Origin of the sequence: Nocardioides sp. URHA0020 (assembly GCF_000620705.1) — a bacterium.
Taxonomy (GTDB): domain Bacteria; phylum Actinomycetota; class Actinomycetes; order Propionibacteriales; family Nocardioidaceae; genus Nocardioides.
Genome location: NZ_KK211171.1, coordinates 85570 through 101936, shown reverse-complemented (window position 1 = coordinate 101936; position 16367 = coordinate 85570). Strand labels below are relative to the sequence as shown.

Sequence of the window (16367 nt, the reverse complement as noted above, 5' to 3'; positions counted from 1 at the left end):
TCCAGGACCGGCGGTCAGCGCTTGGTGGCGATGACGACGGACGCGTCGGGCGCGACCAGCACCTCGACGGCGGTGAAGCGCTCGTCGGTGAGCCACTGCTCGCGCAGGGTGTCGACCCGGCCGTAGGTGACCGGCGGCCACATCTCGCACGGTGCGAAGTCGTCGAGGACCACCAGGCCGCCCGGCTCCATCAGGTCGGCGATCGAGTCCACGCTGACCTCGGTCGGGTCGCCGGAGTCGAGGAAGAGCAGGGAGAACGGCCCCTCGTCGAGCAGCGTCGACCAGTCCGCCGAGCGGACCTCGACCTGGGGGTCGTCCTCGAAGATCACCGCGGCCGCGTCGCCCAGCTTGGCGTTGAGCTCGGCGCTGAGGATCTTCGCGTCACCGCGCACGCCGGAGCGCAGCCACGCCGTACCGACACCGCAGCCGGTGCCGAACTCGGCCATCGTGCCGGTGCGGGTGGCCGCGAGGGTCGCCAGCAGCCGGCCGGTCTCGTTGCGGCAGAACGACGCGTAGCCCGCCTTGCGGGATACGTCGAACGCGCGCCGGACGATCTCGGGGAGGTCGGGGGGAGCGCTCATGTGCCGAGTCTTCCACCGTGGGACGACTGTCTCGCATCGCGAACACTCTGTGAAATGGGCTGACCGTGGTCAGGGCCCCGGCGTACGGTGTTCTCACCATGCGGAGCGTCTTCGTACTTATCGAGCGCCGCGGCGGGGCCTGAGAGAGGCCACCTCGCCGCGGTGATTCGGCGTTGACGGCCTCTCGATACATCTGCATCGAAGACGCCTCCGCGGCGTGATCGCCCGCACGTTCAGCGCGATCCGCAACTTCTGCTGGTTCCTCGTCCCGTGTGATCCACGGTCCGGACTGATCATTCGTCCGGAGAGTCTTCGTTTCAGGTGTGTCGAGCCGAATGGATCATCACGACACATCCACGAAACGCCCCCAGGGCGACTCACAGGAAGAGAATCCGATGTACGACATGTACCCCGAGTGGGGACCGGCCCAGCACCACCCGGACAACCCGCGCAGCCACGAGAACATCAGCCAGGCCCTGCAGATCTCGCTCGACCTGCGGGACAACGGCGGCCAGCGCCCCGACGACAACTAGCGTCTCGCCCCATGACCACTGACTCGTCGCCCTCCACGATCAAGCTCGCCGTCATCCCCGGCGACGGCATCGGGCAGGAGGTGACCGCCGAGGCCCTCAAGGTGCTCGACGTCGCGTCGCCTGCCGGAGTGACGTTCGAGCAGACCCGCTACGACCTCGGCGCCGAGCGCTACCTCACCACCGGCGAGGTGCTGCCCGAGTCCGTGCTCCGCGAGATCCGCGAGCACGACGCCATCCTCCTCGGCGCGGTCGGCGGCAAGCCGAACGACCCGAATCTCCCTCCGGGGATCCTCGAGCGGGGGCTGCTCCTCAAACTCCGCTTCGAGCTCGACCACTACGTCAACCTGCGGCCGTCCCGGATCTTCCCGGGTGCGTCCTCCCCGCTCAGCAACCCTGGCGAGGTCGACTTCGTGGTGGTCCGTGAGGGCACCGAGGGCCCGTACACCGGCAACGGCGGCGCGCTCCGGGTCGGCACGCCGGCCGAGGTCGCCACCGAGGTGTCGGTCAACACCGCCTTCGGCGTCGAGCGCGTCGTCCGCGACGCCTTCGCGCGGGCCCAGCGCCGTCCCCGCAAGAAGCTCACCCTGGTCCACAAGACCAACGTCCTCGTGCACGCCGGCGCCGTCTGGTGGCGGCTCTTCCAGGAGGTGGCCGCCGAGTATCCCGAGGTGACCACCGACTACATGCACATCGACGCTGCGATGATCTTCATGACGACGGACCCCGCGCGCTTCGACGTGATCGTCACCGACAACCTCTTCGGCGACATCATCACCGACCTCGCCGCCGCGATCACCGGCGGCATCGGCCTGGCGGCCTCCGGCAACGTCAACCCCGACCGGACGGCCCCCTCCATGTTCGAGCCGGTGCACGGCTCCGCGCCCGACATCGCGGGCCAGCAGAAGGCCGACCCGACCGCCGCCGTACTCTCCGCGTCCCTGCTGCTCGACCACCTCGGGTACGCCGACGCCGCCGCGACCATCGAGACCGCGGTGATCGAGGACCTGGCCGCCCGGGCGCCGGGCGCTGCGCGCCGTACCTCTGAGGTCGGCGACGCGATCGCCGCCCGAGTATCCGGCTGACGCACCCCTCGTCGACCCACCGACGGCCGGGCGCACTCGCGTGTGCCCGGCCGTCGGCATCTCCTCCGTCCGACCCCAGACACGAGCACGTACCTGGAAGGCCTACTAAGTTGTCCCCCATGGAGATCAGCACCACCCCGTCGACCGTGACCGTCGACGACGCCCGCCTCGCGGAGATCCTCGACAATCCCGGCTTCGGCCAGCACTTCACCGACCACATGTTCACGGTCGAGTGGACCCCCGACGCCGGCTGGCACGATGCCCGCATCGAGCCGTACGGCCCGCTCACGCTCGACCCGGCGACCGCCGTCCTGCACTACGCGCAGGAGACGTTCGAGGGCATGAAGGCCTACCGCCACGACGACGGCTCCATCTGGTCCTTCCGGCCCGAGGAGAACGCCGCGCGGATGGTGCGCTCGAGCCACCGGCTCGCGCTGCCCGTGCTCCCGGTCGAGGACTTCGTGCAGGCCGTCGACGCCCTCGTGGCCATCGACCAGCGCTGGGTCCCGCAGGGAGAGGGGGAGAAGAGCCTCTACCTGCGGCCGTTCATGTTCGCCTCCGAGGCGTTCCTCGGGGTGCGTCCTGCGCAGCACGTCACGTTCATGGTGATCGCGAGCCCCGCGGGCGCCTACTTCAAGGGCGGCGTGAAGCCGATCTCCCTGTGGTTGACCGAGGAGTACACCCGCGCCGGTCGCGGTGGCATGGGTGCGGCCAAGACCGGCGGCAACTACGCCAGCTCGCTCGTCGCCCAGCAGGAGGCCACCCGGCACGGCTGCGACCAGGTCGTCTTCCTCGACGGCCAGGAGGGCAGGTACGTCGAGGAGCTCGGCGGCATGAACATGTACTTCGTGCACGCCGACGGGCGCATCGTCACGCCCCAGACCGGCACGATCCTCGAGGGCATCACCCGCGCCAGCATCATCGAGCTGGCCGGCAAGCTGGGCCACCAGGTCGAGGAGCGCAAGATCTCCATCGACGAGTGGCGCGACGGTGTCACCAGCGGCGACATCACCGAGATCTTCGCGTGCGGCACCGCCGCCGTCATCACCCCGGTCGGCGAGCTCAAGTGGGACGGTGGCTCCGTCCCCACCCCCGAGGGCGGCGGCAACCTCTGGCGCCAGATCCGCCAGCAGCTCGTCGACGTCCAGTTCGGCCGCACCGAGGACACCTTCGGCTGGATGCACCAGATCGTCTGACCCGTACCGCCTGACGCTCGAGCCTCCTCAAGATCCCGCTGGTCGAGCAGGGAGGGCCGCTAGGCCCGAGCGTTGTCGAGACCCCCGCAGCGTGCGTGGGGTGGTGGTTTCGAGGCTCGCTTCGCTCGCACCTCAACCACCGGGTGTCGCTGGTCGAGCAGGGAGGGCCGCTAGGCCCGAGCGTTGTCGAGACCCCCGCAGCCTGCGCGGGGCGGTGACCGCAGCGGTTGCCGCCGTGGGTCCGTTTGCGGGGTCTCGACGACGCTCGCTGGCGCTCGCTGCTCGACCACCGGGGGGTGCTCGCTGGCGCTCGCTGCTCGACCGCCGGTGCTTCGCTGGTCGAGCAGGGAGGGCCGCTGGGCCCGAGCGTCGTCGAGACCCCTGCGGCCTGCGCGGGTGGGCGACCGCAGCGGTCGTCGTTATGGGTGTGTTTCCGGGGTCTCGACGACGCTCGCTGGCGCTCGCTGCTCGACCACCGGGGGTGCTCTGATCCGCTGATCGACCGGCGACGGACCCCGGGTGGCGGCGGCGTACGACGGTTGGGTAAGGTTAGGCTCACCTAACTGAAAGGCTGGTCGATGCGTCTTCGTGCTGTTGCTGTCTCCGTGCTGGCGGCGCTGCCGCTGCTGCTCGCCGCGTGCGGGTCCGACGGGTCCGACGGGTCGGCGCCGACCGGCGGGGAGGCGGCGGCCGGTGCGGGTGCCTTCCCGGTCACCGTCACGCACAAGTACGGCGCGACCGTGGTGCCCGAGCAGCCGAAGCGGGTCGTCAGCGTGGGCGTCACCGAGCAGGACGTGCTGCTCCAGCTCGGCGTCGTACCCGTCGGGGTCACGGAGTGGTACGGCGAGCAGCCGGACGCCACCTGGCCGTGGGCGCACGACCTGCTCGGAGGCGCTCACCCCGAGGTGCTCAGCGTCGCCGACGGCTTCGAGTTCGAGAAGATCGCGGCCCTGGAGCCCGACCTGATCGTCGGCACGAACGCCGGGCTGACGAAGAAGGACTACCGGTTGCTGTCCGCGATCGCGCCGACCGTCACCAGCGACGAGGACGCCACCGCCTTCTTCTCCCCGTGGCAGGACCAGGTGCTCCAGATCGCCCGCGCGCTCGGCCGCGAGGACGACGGCCAGGAGGTCGTCGACGACACGGAGGCGGCGTACGCGAAGGTCGCGGCCGCGCACCCGGAGTGGGCCGACAGGACGGCGACCTTCTCCCAGGGCGGGCCGTACGACGGGGTGCTCTACGTCTATCCCGCCGGACTGAGCACGTCCTTCCTGACCGAGGTCGGCTTCACGATGACGACCGGGCTGGAGAAGTACGCCCCGGACCAGGGCTCGCAGGCCGAGATCTCCGCGGAGAACGTCGGCCTGATCGACGCCGACGTCGTCGTCTTCGCCACCGAGGACCAGGAGATGTTCGACGGCCTCCAGAGGTTCGGCACCATCGGCTCCCTGCCCGCCGTCGCGGGCAAGCGTGCGGTCTACACCGACGGCACCCTGGCCGGCGCCCTCTACTTCGACACCCCGCTCGCCCGCACGTACGCCCTCGAGCGACTCACGCCGCTGCTCGAGCAGGCCGCCGCCGGTACGGCGCCCCGCGCCTTCCCGTCGTGACGATCCCGCACGATCCCGCACGACCCCTCACTCAAGGAGCACGATGACCACCTCCCGCCGCCGCTTCCTCGCCGGCCTCTCCGTCCTGGCCGTCGCGCCGGTCCTCGCCGCCTGCGGCAGCGACGGCAGCGACTCGGGGAGCGCCGCCCCGGCGTCGTCGGGCGCCGCCCCGGAGGAGTCGGCCTTCCCCGTCACCATCAAGCACAAGTACGGCGAGACCACGATCGAGAAGGCGCCGAAGCGGGTCGTCTGCCTCGGCCTCACCGACCAGGACACGCTGATGGCGCTGGGAGTCGTCCCGGTCGGCGTCACCTACTGGTTCGGTGACGAGAAGCTCCAGGGCGTCTACCCGTGGGCGCAGGAGCACCTCGGTGACGCCGAGCGGCCCACGCTCCTCAAGAACACCGACGGCGTCGAGGTCGAGAAGGTCGCCGCCCTCGCGCCGGACCTGGTCGTCGGGCAGTACGCCGGTCTCACCCAGCACGAGTACGACAAGCTGTCCGCGATGGGCGTCCCCGTGGTCGCGCAGAACGGCGAGTACGCCGACTACGGCACGCCGTGGGACGAGGCGGCGCTCGTGCTCGGCACCGCGATCGGGAAGCCGAAGGCGGCCCAGACGCTGATCGACACGGTCAAGAAGCGGATCAGCGACGAGGCGGCGGCGCACCCCGAGTTCGCGGGCCAGACCGCCGGGGTCGTCACGCCGTACGAGGGGCTCTTCCTCTACGGTCCCGAGGACCCCCGCTCGCGGATGCTGCAGGACCTCGGCTTCGAGCTGCACGAGCTCATCACCGGTGCCGACGACAGCGAGTTCGGGGTCTCGCTGAGCGCGGAGCGCGCCACCGACCTCGCCGACGTCGGCGTCGCCGTGTGGATCGACCTCGACGCCGACCCGCAGGTGCAGAAGCTCTTCACGAGCACGCGCGCGTACGACGAGGGCCGCTGGTTCGACATCAGTGCGAAGGACGGCAGCTACTACGTCGCGCACAGCTTCGTGACGCCGCTGAGCATTCCGTACCTCCTCGACCGCTACGTCCCGCAGCTGGCCGCGGCCGCTGACGGCAGCCCGAAGACGGTGCCGCCGGTCGCACGAGGCTGACGCGTGAGGTCGGGTCGGCGCCGGTAGCGTGCGCGCATGCGCCTCAAGCTCGGTCGACCCGACCTCGACCGCTACGCCCACCGCTTCGACGTGCCGCCCGCCTCCGGCCCCTTCGGCGTCACCTTCCTCGGTGTCGCGAGCCTGCTGATCGACGACGGCGAGACCCGGCTGATGACCGACGGCTTCTTCTCGAGGCCCTCGCTCGCCAAGGTCGCGCTGGGCAGGATCGAGCCGGATCACGCCCGGATCGACGCCGCCCTGGCGCGCCTCGGTGTCGACCGGCTGGGCGCCGTGATCCCGGTGCACAGCCACTACGACCACGCGATGGACTCCGCCGTGGTCGCCGACCGGACCGGCGCGGACCTGGTCGGTGGCGAGTCCACGGCGTACGTCGGACGCGGTCGCGGCTTGCCCGAGGACCGGATCCGGGTGGTGAGGCCCGGTGAGCCGATGACGTACGGCGCCTTCACGATCACCCTCGTCGAGTCGCACCACTGTCCGCCGGACCGGTTCCCCGGCGAGATCACCGCACCCGTCGTGCCGCCGGTGAGGACCGGTGCCTACCGGTGCGGCGAGGCCTGGTCGATCCTGCTGGAGCACGCCGGCGGCCAGACCGCGCTGCTGCAGGGGAGCGCCGGCTTCGTCGCCGGCGCGCTCGCCGGCCGGCGAGCCGACGTGGCCTACCTCGGCGCCGGCCAGCTGGGGGTGCAGAGCGAGGACTACGTCCGTGCCTACTGGGCCGAGACCGTCGCCGCGGTGGGCGCCCGCCGGGTCGTGCTGACGCACTGGGACGACTTCTTCCGCCCGCTCGACCGGGGCCTGCGTGCGCTGCCCTACCTCGTCGACGACCTCGACGTCACGCTGCGGCTGATCGACGAGCTGGCCGCCGACTCCGGAGCGAGCGTGCACCTCCCGACGGTGTGGCAGCGCGCGGACCCCTGGTCCGACATTTGTTGAACGTGTTCAAAAAAGCGTAGGCTGACCACATGCGCATCGTCATCCCCGGAGGCACTGGTCAGGTCGGCGGCATCCTGCGACGGCGGTACGCCGCGGCCGGGCACGACGTCGTCGTCCTCAGCCGACAGCCCGAGACGCTGGAGGCCGGCGTACGGCACCGGGTCTGGGACGGCCGCTCGCTCGGTGACTGGGCCGAGGAGCTGGATGGCGCGGACGTCGTCGTCAACCTCGCGGGCCGGTCGGTCAGCTGCCGCTACACCGACGAGCACCTGCGCCAGATGATGGCGTCCCGGGTCGACTCGACCCGGGTGGTCGGTCGCGCGCTGGAGCTGGCGGCCCGGCCGCCGGCGGTCTGGCTGCAGATGAGCACCGCCACGATCTACGCGGACCGCCGCGACGGCCCCGACGACGCCCCCAACGACGAGGCCACCGGCATCATCGGGGGCCAGGAGCCGCACGTCCCGGCGTACTGGGAGCTCAGCGTGCGGATCGCCCAGCAGTGGGAGGCGGCGCAGCAGGAGGCGACCCTGCCGCGGACCCGTCGGGTGGCCCTGCGCACGGCGATGGTGATGAGCCCGGACCGTGGCGGCGTGTTCGACTACCTGCTGTGGATGGCGCGGCTCGGGCTCGGTGGTGCGGTCGCGGGCGGCGGGCAGTACGTGTCGTGGATCCACGCCGACGACCTGTGCCGGGCGATCGACCTGCTGGCCGAGCGGTCGGACCTCGAGGGTCCGGTCAACCTCGCCGCCCCGGGACCGCTTCCTCAGCGCGAGCTCATGCGCGACCTGCGGCGTGCGTGGGGACGGCGCCCCGGCCTGCCCGCCACGCGTGCCATGGCCGGGCTCGGCGCGTGGGTGCTGCGCACCGACACCGAGCTGCTGCTCAAGAGCCGGCGGGTGGTGCCCGGTCGGCTGCTGGAGGCGGGGTTCGAGTTCGAGCACCCGACCTGGCCGGGCGCGGCCGCCGACCTGGTGGCCGGCGTCCGCGAGCGCCGTGGGCGGACCGGTCGCGCCCCGTCGTACCGATGACCGTGCGTCCTAGGACACGACGTCCCGGTCGGTGCTGAGCCAGCCGGCGAGCTCCTTCATGTACTTCGTCTGCGACGGGTAGTCCATCGACGTCGACAGCCACGGGTGCACCTGGCCGGCCTGGTAGGCCTTCAGGCGGGCGAAGGTCGGTTGCTCACCGAGCTGCTTGGTGGAGTAGGAGTTGCGCGTCGCGTTGAGCAGGATGTCGCCCTCGTACCTGTCGGCGTTCTCCCAGCTCAGGATCTCCCAGTAGTAGTCCTTGCCGCCGATCTCGGTGAAGCTCACGCCGATGTCCTGGTAGTACTTCAGCGCCGGGTCGTCGGGCGCCTTGGCGAGGTAGAGCCCGTCGCCGTCGGCGTACATCGGCACGACCGACAGCCCGCTTTTCGCGGCCGTCGTCAGCTCGGCGGAGGCCGCCTCGAACGCGGCCCGGTCCTTCGCGACCCGGCTGCCGTCGCCGGTGTCCACGCCCAGCGACGCGGCCAACCTCTCGTTGGTCTCGATGACGTCCTTCATCGAGCCGACCTGGGCCACGGCGACGACGGGGGCGATCGCCTTGATCTTCTTCAGCTGGGCCTTGTCCTTGAAGCCGTACATCTCGTCGGCCGTGTCGCCGGTGTACGACGTCGCGACGATGATGTCCGGCTTCGCGGCCGCGAGCTCCTCGATGCTGATCTCGCCGTACGTCGATCCGACGACCTCGGTCTCCGACAGGTCCAGGCCGTCGAACATGTCGTCCTCGGCCGGGTCCATCCAGGTGAAGATGGCCACCGGCGTGACGCCGAAGTGCCACAGCGCGGCAGCGGCGTCGCCGTACGCCGCGATCCGCACCGGCGTCCGGTCGAGCTCGACCTTCTGGCCGAGGTCGTCGGTGTAGGACCACGGGCCGGCGCTCGCGGTGGTGCCGTCCTGCGCGGCGGAGGAGTCGCTGCCCTCGCTGCCGCAGCCGGCCAGCACGAGGGCGGTGGCCACCGCGAGGGCGCCGGCGAGCAGGCGACGTCGGGTGGGGTCAGGAGTTCGGCGCATCGGCGAGCTCTTTCAGTTCGGTGGGGGCGACCTCGACCAGGGCGGCCGAGGACGTGGGGACGATGATCGGCAGGCCGGTGCGCGGGTCCGGCAGCACGTCGGCCTCCAGGCCGAAGGTCTCCGCGAGCATCGTCGGCGTGAACACCGCGGTCGGGACTCCCTGGGTGACCACGACCCCGTCCTTCATCACGACGATGGTGTCGCTGTAGCGGGCGGCGAGGTTGAGGTCGTGGAGCACCATCACGACGGTGCGGCCGCGCTCGCGGTTGAGGCGCGTGACGAGGTCGAGGACCTCCACCTGGTGGGCGAGGTCGAGGTACGTCGTCGGCTCGTCGAGCAGCAGCAGGTCGGTGTCCTGCGCCAGCGTCATCGCGATCCAGGCGCGCTGCCGCTGACCGCCGGAGAGCTGGTCGAGCGGGCGGTCGCGCAGGGCGGCGGTGTCGGTCATCTCGAGGGCGAGGTCGACGATCCGCTCGTCCTCGGGCGACCACTGGCTGAACCACCGCTGGTGCGGGTGCCGGCCGCGGCCGACGAGGTCGCGCACCAGCAGTCCGTCGGGGGCGACCGGGCTCTGCGGCAGCAGCGCCATCGTCCGCGCGACATCGCGGGTGGGCACGTCGTGGATGGATCCGCCGTCGAGGTAGACGGTGCCGCTGGTCGGCTTCAGCAGCCGCGACATGGTGCGCAGCAGGGTCGACTTGCCGCAACCGTTGGGGCCGACGATCGTCGTCACCCGGCCGTCGGCCAGCGCGATCGACAGGTCGCGGACGACCGGGTCGCCGCCGTACCCGACGGTGACGGCCTCGGTCCTCAGTCGGGAGCTCATGCGGAGACCTTTCGGTTGTGACGGAGCAGCAGCCAGATCAGGTACGGCGCGCCGATCGCCGCCGTGACCAGCCCGGCCGGAAGGGCGAAGGGTATGACCACCCGGGTCACGAAGTCGGCCGCGACGACCAGGCAGGCCCCGAGCACCATCGAGACGAGCATCGGCGGCCGCGAGCCGGCGGTCAGCCGCAGCGCGATCTGCGGGACCACGAAGGCGACGAACTCGAGCGGTCCGACCGCCGAGACCGACACCGCGACCAGGCCGACGGCCGCCACCAGGACCATCAGCTGCGTGAGCTGGAGGCGTACCCCGAGGCCGCGCGCGGAGTCGTCGCCGAGCTGGAGGGCGTTCAGCGAGCGGGCGAGCAGCACCGAGACCGGCACCAGGACGGCGAGGGTCCAGAGCAGGGGGGTCGCCTGCTCCCAGCCGCGCCCGTTGAGCGAGCCGTTGAGCCAGACCTGTGCGCTGGCGGCATCCTCGATGCGTGCCTTGACCAGCAGCCACGACGTCCCCGCGGACAGCGCGAAGCTGAGGCCGATGCCGATCAGGACCAGGCGCTGGCCGTCGATGCCGCGACGCCAGGACAGCACGTAGAGCAGCGTGGCGGTCAGGAGCGCACCGGCGAAGGCCGCGAGCGGCAGGCCGACGGTCTGCAGGGTGCCCGCGACCAGGCCGCCGCCGTACCCCGAACCGCCGGCGAGCACGATCACGCCCACCGCGCCGAGGGCGGCGCCCTGGGTGACGCCGAGGATGTCGGGGCTGGCCAGCGGGTTGCGGGCGAAGGTCTGGGTGAGGGCGCCGGCGAGGCCGAGCGCGCAGCCGACCAGGATCGCGACCGTCGTCTGGGGGAGCCGCAGCTCCATGACGATGAACCGCTGTCCGGCGTCGCCGCCGCCGAGCAGCGTCCGGATGACGTCGCTGACGGGGATCTCGAAGTCACCCATCGAGAGGTCGAGCGCGACCAGCACCGCCAGCACGCCGAGGCCGCCGACCACCGCCAGCGCGGCGCGCAGCGGCACCAGCCACGACAGCGGACCGACCCGCAGCGGCGTGCCGAGGGCGGGGGAGGGGCGCGGCCGCTCCCGGGTCGCGACGCTCATATCCGCACCATCCGCGTACGCCGGACCAGGTGGATGAAGACCGGCCCGCCGATCAACGCCATCACGATGCCGACCTGCAGCTCTCCGGGGCGTACGACGACGCGGCCGACCACGTCGGCGACCACCACGAGCACGCCGCCGATCAGGCCCGAGTAGGGGATCACCCAGCGGTAGTCGACACCGGCGAAGTGGCGCGCCACGTGCGGCACGACCAGCCCGACGAACCCGACGGGCCCGCAGGCCGCGGTGGCCGCGCCGGTCAGCAGCATCACGCCCAGCACCCCGACGGCCTTGTGGCGCACCGGGTGCAGTCCGAGCGAGGACGCGACGTCGTCACCGAGCTGCAGGAGGTTGAGGGTGGAGGCGCTCAGGCCGGCCAGGAGCAGCCCGACGACCATGAAGGGGAGCACCTCCCAGAAGACGTCCATGCCGCGGCCGGAGACCGAGCCGACGGACCAGAACCGGAAGGCGTCGAGGGTGTCGATGTCGCGCAGGACCACGGCCTGGGTGAGCGCGTAGAGGAGGGCGCTGACGGCGGTGCCGGCCAGCACCAGCGACACCGGGTCCGGCCCACCCCGGGTGGAGCCGATCGCGAACACCGCGGCAGCGGCCAGACCGGCGCCGGCGAGGGAGAACCACGCGTAGCCGGTCAGGTCCTGCACGCCGAAGGCGTAGATGCCGATCACGACCGCGAAGGCGGCACCCGCCTCGACCCCGAGCAGGCCGGGGTCGGCGAGCGGGTTGCGGGTGTGGCCCTGCATCAGCGCGCCCGCGATCCCCAGCGAGACGCCGACGGCGATCGCCAGCACGGTCCGCGGGATCCGCAGGTCGTGGACGATCGTGGAGGCGTCCGAGCCGTCGGGACCGAGGAGCACGTCGATCACGGTGCCGAGCGAGAGCGGCCGGCTGCCGACCGCGAGGCTGACCAGCCCGGCCAGGATCAGCAGCCCCACCAGCACCACCATGCCGGGCACCGAGCCGCGGCGCGGTGCCGGGAGCGGTGCCACCACGGTCGGCGTGACCGGGTGCGGTGCGGTCGAGGTCATGGAGGTCCCAGAGGTCGGTGGCGAGCGGCGGCAGAAAGGTAAGGCTTACCTTAGTGCCAGCCCCGACGCGGGTCGACGGTGGTGCCTGCCTGCCGGGCTCCGGGCCCGGCCACCGGTAGCCTCGGGCCGTGACGATCTCCCCCTCGAGTGCCGGGTCCGCCGAGTCGGCGGAGCGCCCGACGGTCGGTGGGTACACGCTGCTGGCCAAGCTCGGCGAGGGCGGGATGGGGGTCGTGCACCTCGCCCGACGCGGCGACGGGGACCGGGTGGCGCTCAAGGTGCTGCGTCCGCACATCGTCGGCGACGACGAGGCGCGGCAGCGGCTGGCGCGCGAGGTCGGCTCGCTCAGGCGCGTGAGCAGCCCGTGGGTCGCGGGCATCGTGGACGCCGACCCGTGGGCGCCGATCCCGTACGTCGCCACGCGCTACGTGCCCGGCCTGTCCCTGCACGACCTCATCGTCGAGGAGGGGGCGATCACCGGGCCGGACCTGTACTGGTTCGCCGCCGGCCTGGCCGAGGGCATCACCTCCGTGCACGCGGTCGGCGTGCTGCACCGCGACGTGAAGCCCTCCAACGTCCTGATGGAGGGGCGCACCCCGATCCTCATCGACTTCGGGCTGGCCCGGGTCGCCGACGACCCCAAGCTGACCCACACCGGCTGGCTGCTCGGCACGCCGGGCTACCTCGCCCCCGAGATCCTGTACGGCGAGGACGCGACCGCCGCCTCCGACGTGCACTCCTGGGCGGCCACCGTCGCGTACGCCGGCCTCGGCCAGCCGCCCTTCGGCCGCGGCCCCTCCATGGCGATCATGGACCGGGTCCGTCGGGGCCAGTTCGACCTCGCGGGCCTGCCCGACGACCTGCGTCAGGTCGTCGCGTCCGCGCTCGACCCGGAGCCGCGCAACCGCCCCACGCTGCCCCAGCTGCTCGACTGGCTGCGGCCGCTGACCACGCGGCGCGAGGCCGCGCCGGTCCCGCCGCCGGCGGCGGTCGAGCACGACCCCTACACGGTGCCGCTCGCCCTGGCGGCGCAGGCCGGCGCCGACGACGCCACCGACGTGTGGCCCGGCCACAACACGGCCGAGCCCTACACGCTCGCGCTCCCACCGGAGGGCGTCACCGAGTTCGCTCCCAGCCAGTACGGCGAGCCGCGGGTCTCGGCGGCCGAGCGGCTGCGCAGGGGCAGCCTGCTCGCCGCGCTCGCCGTCATGGTCGGGGCGGGCGCCGCGGCGTACCCCTGGCTGACGGTGGGCCTCGTGCTCGTCCTGAGCTGGCTGCTGCGCAGCATCTCGCTGGCGGCCTCGGCGCACGGGCAGCGCCGCAGCCTGCGCGGGCGCAAGTGGTACGACGGCGTGCAGCTGCTCGTCGCGGCGCCCTGGCACCTCGTGCAGTCGATCCCCGGGGCCGTGCTGCTCGCGCTCTGGGCGCTCGGGCTGGCGGCCGCCGCCGCGCTCGTCTGCTACGCCATCGCGACGGGCGTCGAGCTGGCGCTCTTCGTGTGCGGTGTCGTCCTCGCTGGCTCGCTGTGGTGGGGACCCGGCGGCTCCCGGCTGCGCGGACCGGTCGGCCGGATCACCGGCGCGATCGCCGCCCAGCCACGGCGCTGGGTGATCGCCCTGGCCGTCGTCCTGGCCGTCGGCGCCGTCCTCGGCTTCCGTGCGGACCTGTCCGGCGCCAGCTGGGACCCCGCAGGCGGCCGACCGCAGGCCGAGATCCCTGGTCGCTGATCTCGCGGCCGTGGCACGATGGTGACGTGCACCACCCGCAGCTCATTATTTCCTAGCGCGTCGCCGCTCCCCGGAGCCCGATGCGCCGACCTCTCGTTCACGAGAGGTTTTTTTGTTGCCCGAACACAGTGAACGGACCCCGATGGACCTCCATGGCGACTTCCACGTCTACGACACCACGCTGCGCGACGGCGCCCAGCAGGAGGGGCTGAGCCTCTCGGTCGCCGACAAGCTGTCGATCGCACGCCAGCTCGACACCCTCGGCGTGGGCTACATCGAGGGTGGCTGGCCGGGCGCCAACCCCAAGGACACCGAGTTCTTCCGGCGCGCGAGCGCGGAGCTGGACCTGCGCAACGCCCGGCTGGCCGCCTTCGGCGCGACCCGGCGGGCCGGGGTGAGGGCCGCCGACGACCCGCTGATCGCGGCGCTGCGCGACAGCGGCGCCAGCGTGGTGACGCTGGTGGCGAAGTCGCACGACCGGCACGTCGAGCTCGCCCTGCGCACCACGCTCGAGGAGAACCTCGCGATGATCCGCGACACCGTCACCCACCTGCGCGAGGAGGGCCAGACGGTCTTCCTCGACGCGGAGCACTTCTTCGACGGCTACCGCGCCAACCGGGCCTACGCGCTGGAGGTCCTGCGCACGGCGTACGACGCCGGCGCCGAGGTCGTCGCGCTCTGCGACACCAACGGCGGCATGCTGCCGGGCTGGGTCGCCGACGTCGTGCACGACGTCCGGGAGAGCGCCGAGGTGCGCGTCGGCATCCACTGCCACAACGACACCGGCTGCGCGGTCGCCAACACCCTTGCCGCCGTGGACGCGGGCGCGAGCCACGTGCAGGGCACGATCAACGGGTACGGCGAGCGCACCGGCAACGCCGACCTGGTCTCCGTCGTCGCCAACCTCGAGCTCAAGCTGGACCGGCGGGTGCTGCCCGCCGGGCTGCTGGCTGACGCCACCCGGATCGCGCACGCGGTCGCCGAGGTCACCAACTTCCCGCCGGCGTCGCGCCAGCCGTACGTCGGCAGCTCGGCCTTCACGCACAAGGCCGGTCTGCACGCGAGCGCGATCAAGGTGGACCCCGACCTCTATCAGCACATGGACCCGGCCGGCGTCGGCAACGACATGAGGCTGCTGGTCTCCGACATGGCCGGCCGCGCGTCGATCGAGCTCAAGGGCCGCGAGCTGGGCTTCGACCTGTCCGGCGACCGCGACCTCGTCACCCGCATCACCGAGCGGGTCAAGGTCCTGGAGAACCGCGGCTACACGTTCGAGGCCGCGGACGCCTCCTTCGAGCTGCTGCTGGTCGAGGAGGTCGAGGGCGCGCGCCCGTCGTACTTCGAGGTCGAGTCCTGGCGCGTCATCACCGAGACCCGCCCCGGCGCCGACGCCGTCTCCGAGGCGACCGTCAAGCTGCGCGCCGACGGGGTGCGCTACGTGCAGACCGGCGAGGGCAACGGCCCGGTCAACGCCCTGGACCAGGCGCTGCGCGACGCGATCGGGCTGGCCTACCCGGGCGTCGCGAAGTTCGAGCTGATCGACTACAAGGTGCGCATCCTCGACCAGGGGCACGGCACCGACGCGATCACGCGGGTGCTGATCGAGACCAGCGACGGCGAGGACTCGTGGGTGACCGTCGGGGTCGGCGCCAACGTGATCGAGGCCTCCTGGGGTGCCCTCGTGGACGGTCTGACGTTCGGGCTGCGTCGCCAGGAGGCCTAGGGCCTCTTGCTCGAGGTCTGCTTCAACCAGCTCACGAGCCGGCGCGGCACCGCGATGCGCCCAGCAACCCACGCCAGGAGTCTTCGAGCCGCTTCTACGGTGCGAGCATCTGCGCCACGACCGCGTACAGCTCCTGGGGGTCCCGGGCGAGCATCTGCTTGATCAACGCAGCCTGCTCGTCCACCACGACCTCGTACTCTCCGCGCTCCACCCCCGCCAGGGTCGCGCGCGCCACGTCCGCGGGGTCGGTCTTGGCGATCGAGACTCCCGCCGACATGTCCGTGTCGGCGACCCCCAGGTGCACGGCCATCACGGCTGTCCCTTGCCCGGCCAGCTCATGTCGCAACGCGTTGCCCATGTTCCACAGGGCAGCTTTCGACACCGCGTAGGCGGAGGCCCCTGGCATGGCCAGCCAGGAGGCGCCCGAGGCGATGTTCACGATGCTCCCACCGCCGTTCGCGGACAGGAGGGGTGCGAACGCACGGATCACGGACAGGGTGCCCCACACGTTCGTGTCCATGTCGGCGTGCGCCGCGTCCAGATCGCCCAGCAGGGTCGCCGTGGTGGCGATCCCGGCGTTGTTGATCAGGAGATCGACGTCGGTCGCGACAGCGGCGGCGGCGGCGACGGACGCCGGGGAGGTGATGTCGAGGGCGAGACGCTCGACGCCCTCGAGGTCGATCAGCTCAGGACGTCGGGCGGTCGCGTACACCTTCGCCCCGCGTGCGACCAGCTGGGCGGCGAGATGGCGTCCGATGCCGCGGTTCGCGCCGGTGACAAGGGCAGTGGCTCCAGAGATGTTCATCCCGCTACGCTAGAACCTGACATCAATG

Annotated in this window: 15 protein-coding genes; 9 read left to right on the top strand and 6 right to left on the bottom strand. The window is 71.9% G+C overall.

The features are described from left to right. Window positions 1-14: 14 nt before the first annotated feature. A complete protein-coding gene (locus N542_RS0119940; RefSeq protein WP_028645435.1) occupies window positions 15-581 on the bottom strand; it encodes an O-methyltransferase in 567 nt (188 codons plus the stop codon). Between the two features lie 395 nt (window positions 582-976). Between N542_RS0119940 and N542_RS27670 the strand changes: the two genes are divergently transcribed. The 7 genes from N542_RS27670 (at window position 977) to N542_RS0119905 (ending at window position 8086) form a co-directional block, all read left to right on the top strand. Next, on the top strand, window positions 977-1114 hold the full coding sequence (locus tag N542_RS27670; RefSeq protein ID WP_155993247.1) for a hypothetical protein: 138 nt from the start codon (window positions 977-979) through the stop codon (window positions 1112-1114). A gap of 11 nt (window positions 1115-1125) precedes the next feature. Next, window positions 1126-2196: a 3-isopropylmalate dehydrogenase gene (locus N542_RS0119930; RefSeq protein WP_028645434.1), complete on the top strand. Its 1071-nt coding sequence runs from the start codon at window positions 1126-1128 to the stop codon at window positions 2194-2196. 119 nt (window positions 2197-2315) lie between these two features. Beyond that, window positions 2316-3392, top strand: a complete 1077-nt coding sequence (locus N542_RS0119925) for a branched-chain amino acid aminotransferase (protein ID WP_028645433.1) — start codon at window positions 2316-2318, stop codon at window positions 3390-3392. 578 nt (window positions 3393-3970) lie between these two features. Then, entirely contained in the window at window positions 3971-5002 is a 1032-nt protein-coding gene (locus N542_RS25785; RefSeq protein ID WP_081795392.1) for an ABC transporter substrate-binding protein, read from the top strand. A gap of 43 nt (window positions 5003-5045) precedes the next feature. Then, window positions 5046-6101 (top strand): ABC transporter substrate-binding protein, encoded by a 1056-nt coding sequence (locus tag N542_RS0119915; protein ID WP_028645432.1) that lies wholly within the window; start codon window positions 5046-5048, stop codon window positions 6099-6101. A 36-nt stretch (window positions 6102-6137) separates the two neighbouring features. Then, window positions 6138-7058 carry an MBL fold metallo-hydrolase gene (locus N542_RS0119910; protein ID WP_028645431.1) on the top strand — a complete coding sequence of 307 codons (921 nt, stop codon included), beginning with the start codon at window positions 6138-6140 and terminating at the stop codon, window positions 7056-7058. Window positions 7059-7087: 29 nt separating this feature from the next. After that, window positions 7088-8086 (top strand): epimerase, encoded by a 999-nt coding sequence (locus N542_RS0119905; protein ID WP_028645430.1) that lies wholly within the window; start codon window positions 7088-7090, stop codon window positions 8084-8086. Between the two features lie 9 nt (window positions 8087-8095). Here the strand turns inward: N542_RS0119905 and N542_RS25780 are convergent, their stop codons facing one another. From N542_RS25780 to N542_RS0119885, 4 genes are read right to left on the bottom strand one after another with little or no spacing between them, the layout of a single operon-like run. After that, a complete protein-coding gene (locus N542_RS25780; RefSeq protein WP_036509012.1) occupies window positions 8096-9112 on the bottom strand; it encodes an ABC transporter substrate-binding protein in 1017 nt (338 codons plus the stop codon). After that, window positions 9096-9938: an ABC transporter ATP-binding protein gene (locus tag N542_RS25775; RefSeq protein WP_051552125.1), complete on the bottom strand. Its 843-nt coding sequence runs from the start codon at window positions 9936-9938 to the stop codon at window positions 9096-9098. The genes N542_RS25780 and N542_RS25775 overlap by 17 nt, the downstream gene beginning before the upstream one ends. Continuing rightward, window positions 9935-11038: a FecCD family ABC transporter permease gene (locus N542_RS0119890; RefSeq protein ID WP_028645429.1), complete on the bottom strand. Its 1104-nt coding sequence runs from the start codon at window positions 11036-11038 to the stop codon at window positions 9935-9937. The genes N542_RS25775 and N542_RS0119890 overlap by 4 nt, the downstream gene beginning before the upstream one ends. After that, window positions 11035-12084 (bottom strand): FecCD family ABC transporter permease, encoded by a 1050-nt coding sequence (locus N542_RS0119885; RefSeq protein ID WP_051552124.1) that lies wholly within the window; start codon window positions 12082-12084, stop codon window positions 11035-11037. The genes N542_RS0119890 and N542_RS0119885 overlap by 4 nt, the downstream gene beginning before the upstream one ends. A 128-nt stretch (window positions 12085-12212) precedes the next feature. On the opposite strand from N542_RS0119885, the gene N542_RS0119880 reads away from it, so the two are divergent. Beyond that, entirely contained in the window at window positions 12213-13811 is a 1599-nt protein-coding gene (locus N542_RS0119880; RefSeq protein WP_028645427.1) for a serine/threonine-protein kinase, read from the top strand. Between the two features lie 142 nt (window positions 13812-13953). Continuing rightward, a complete protein-coding gene (cimA, locus tag N542_RS0119875; protein ID WP_028645426.1) occupies window positions 13954-15534 on the top strand; it encodes a citramalate synthase in 1581 nt (526 codons plus the stop codon). Window positions 15535-15628: 94 nt separating this feature from the next. Here cimA and N542_RS0119870 read toward each other — a convergent pair whose 3' ends face one another. After that, window positions 15629-16339 (bottom strand): SDR family oxidoreductase, encoded by a 711-nt coding sequence (locus N542_RS0119870; protein WP_028645425.1) that lies wholly within the window; start codon window positions 16337-16339, stop codon window positions 15629-15631. Window positions 16340-16367 lie beyond the last annotated feature (28 nt).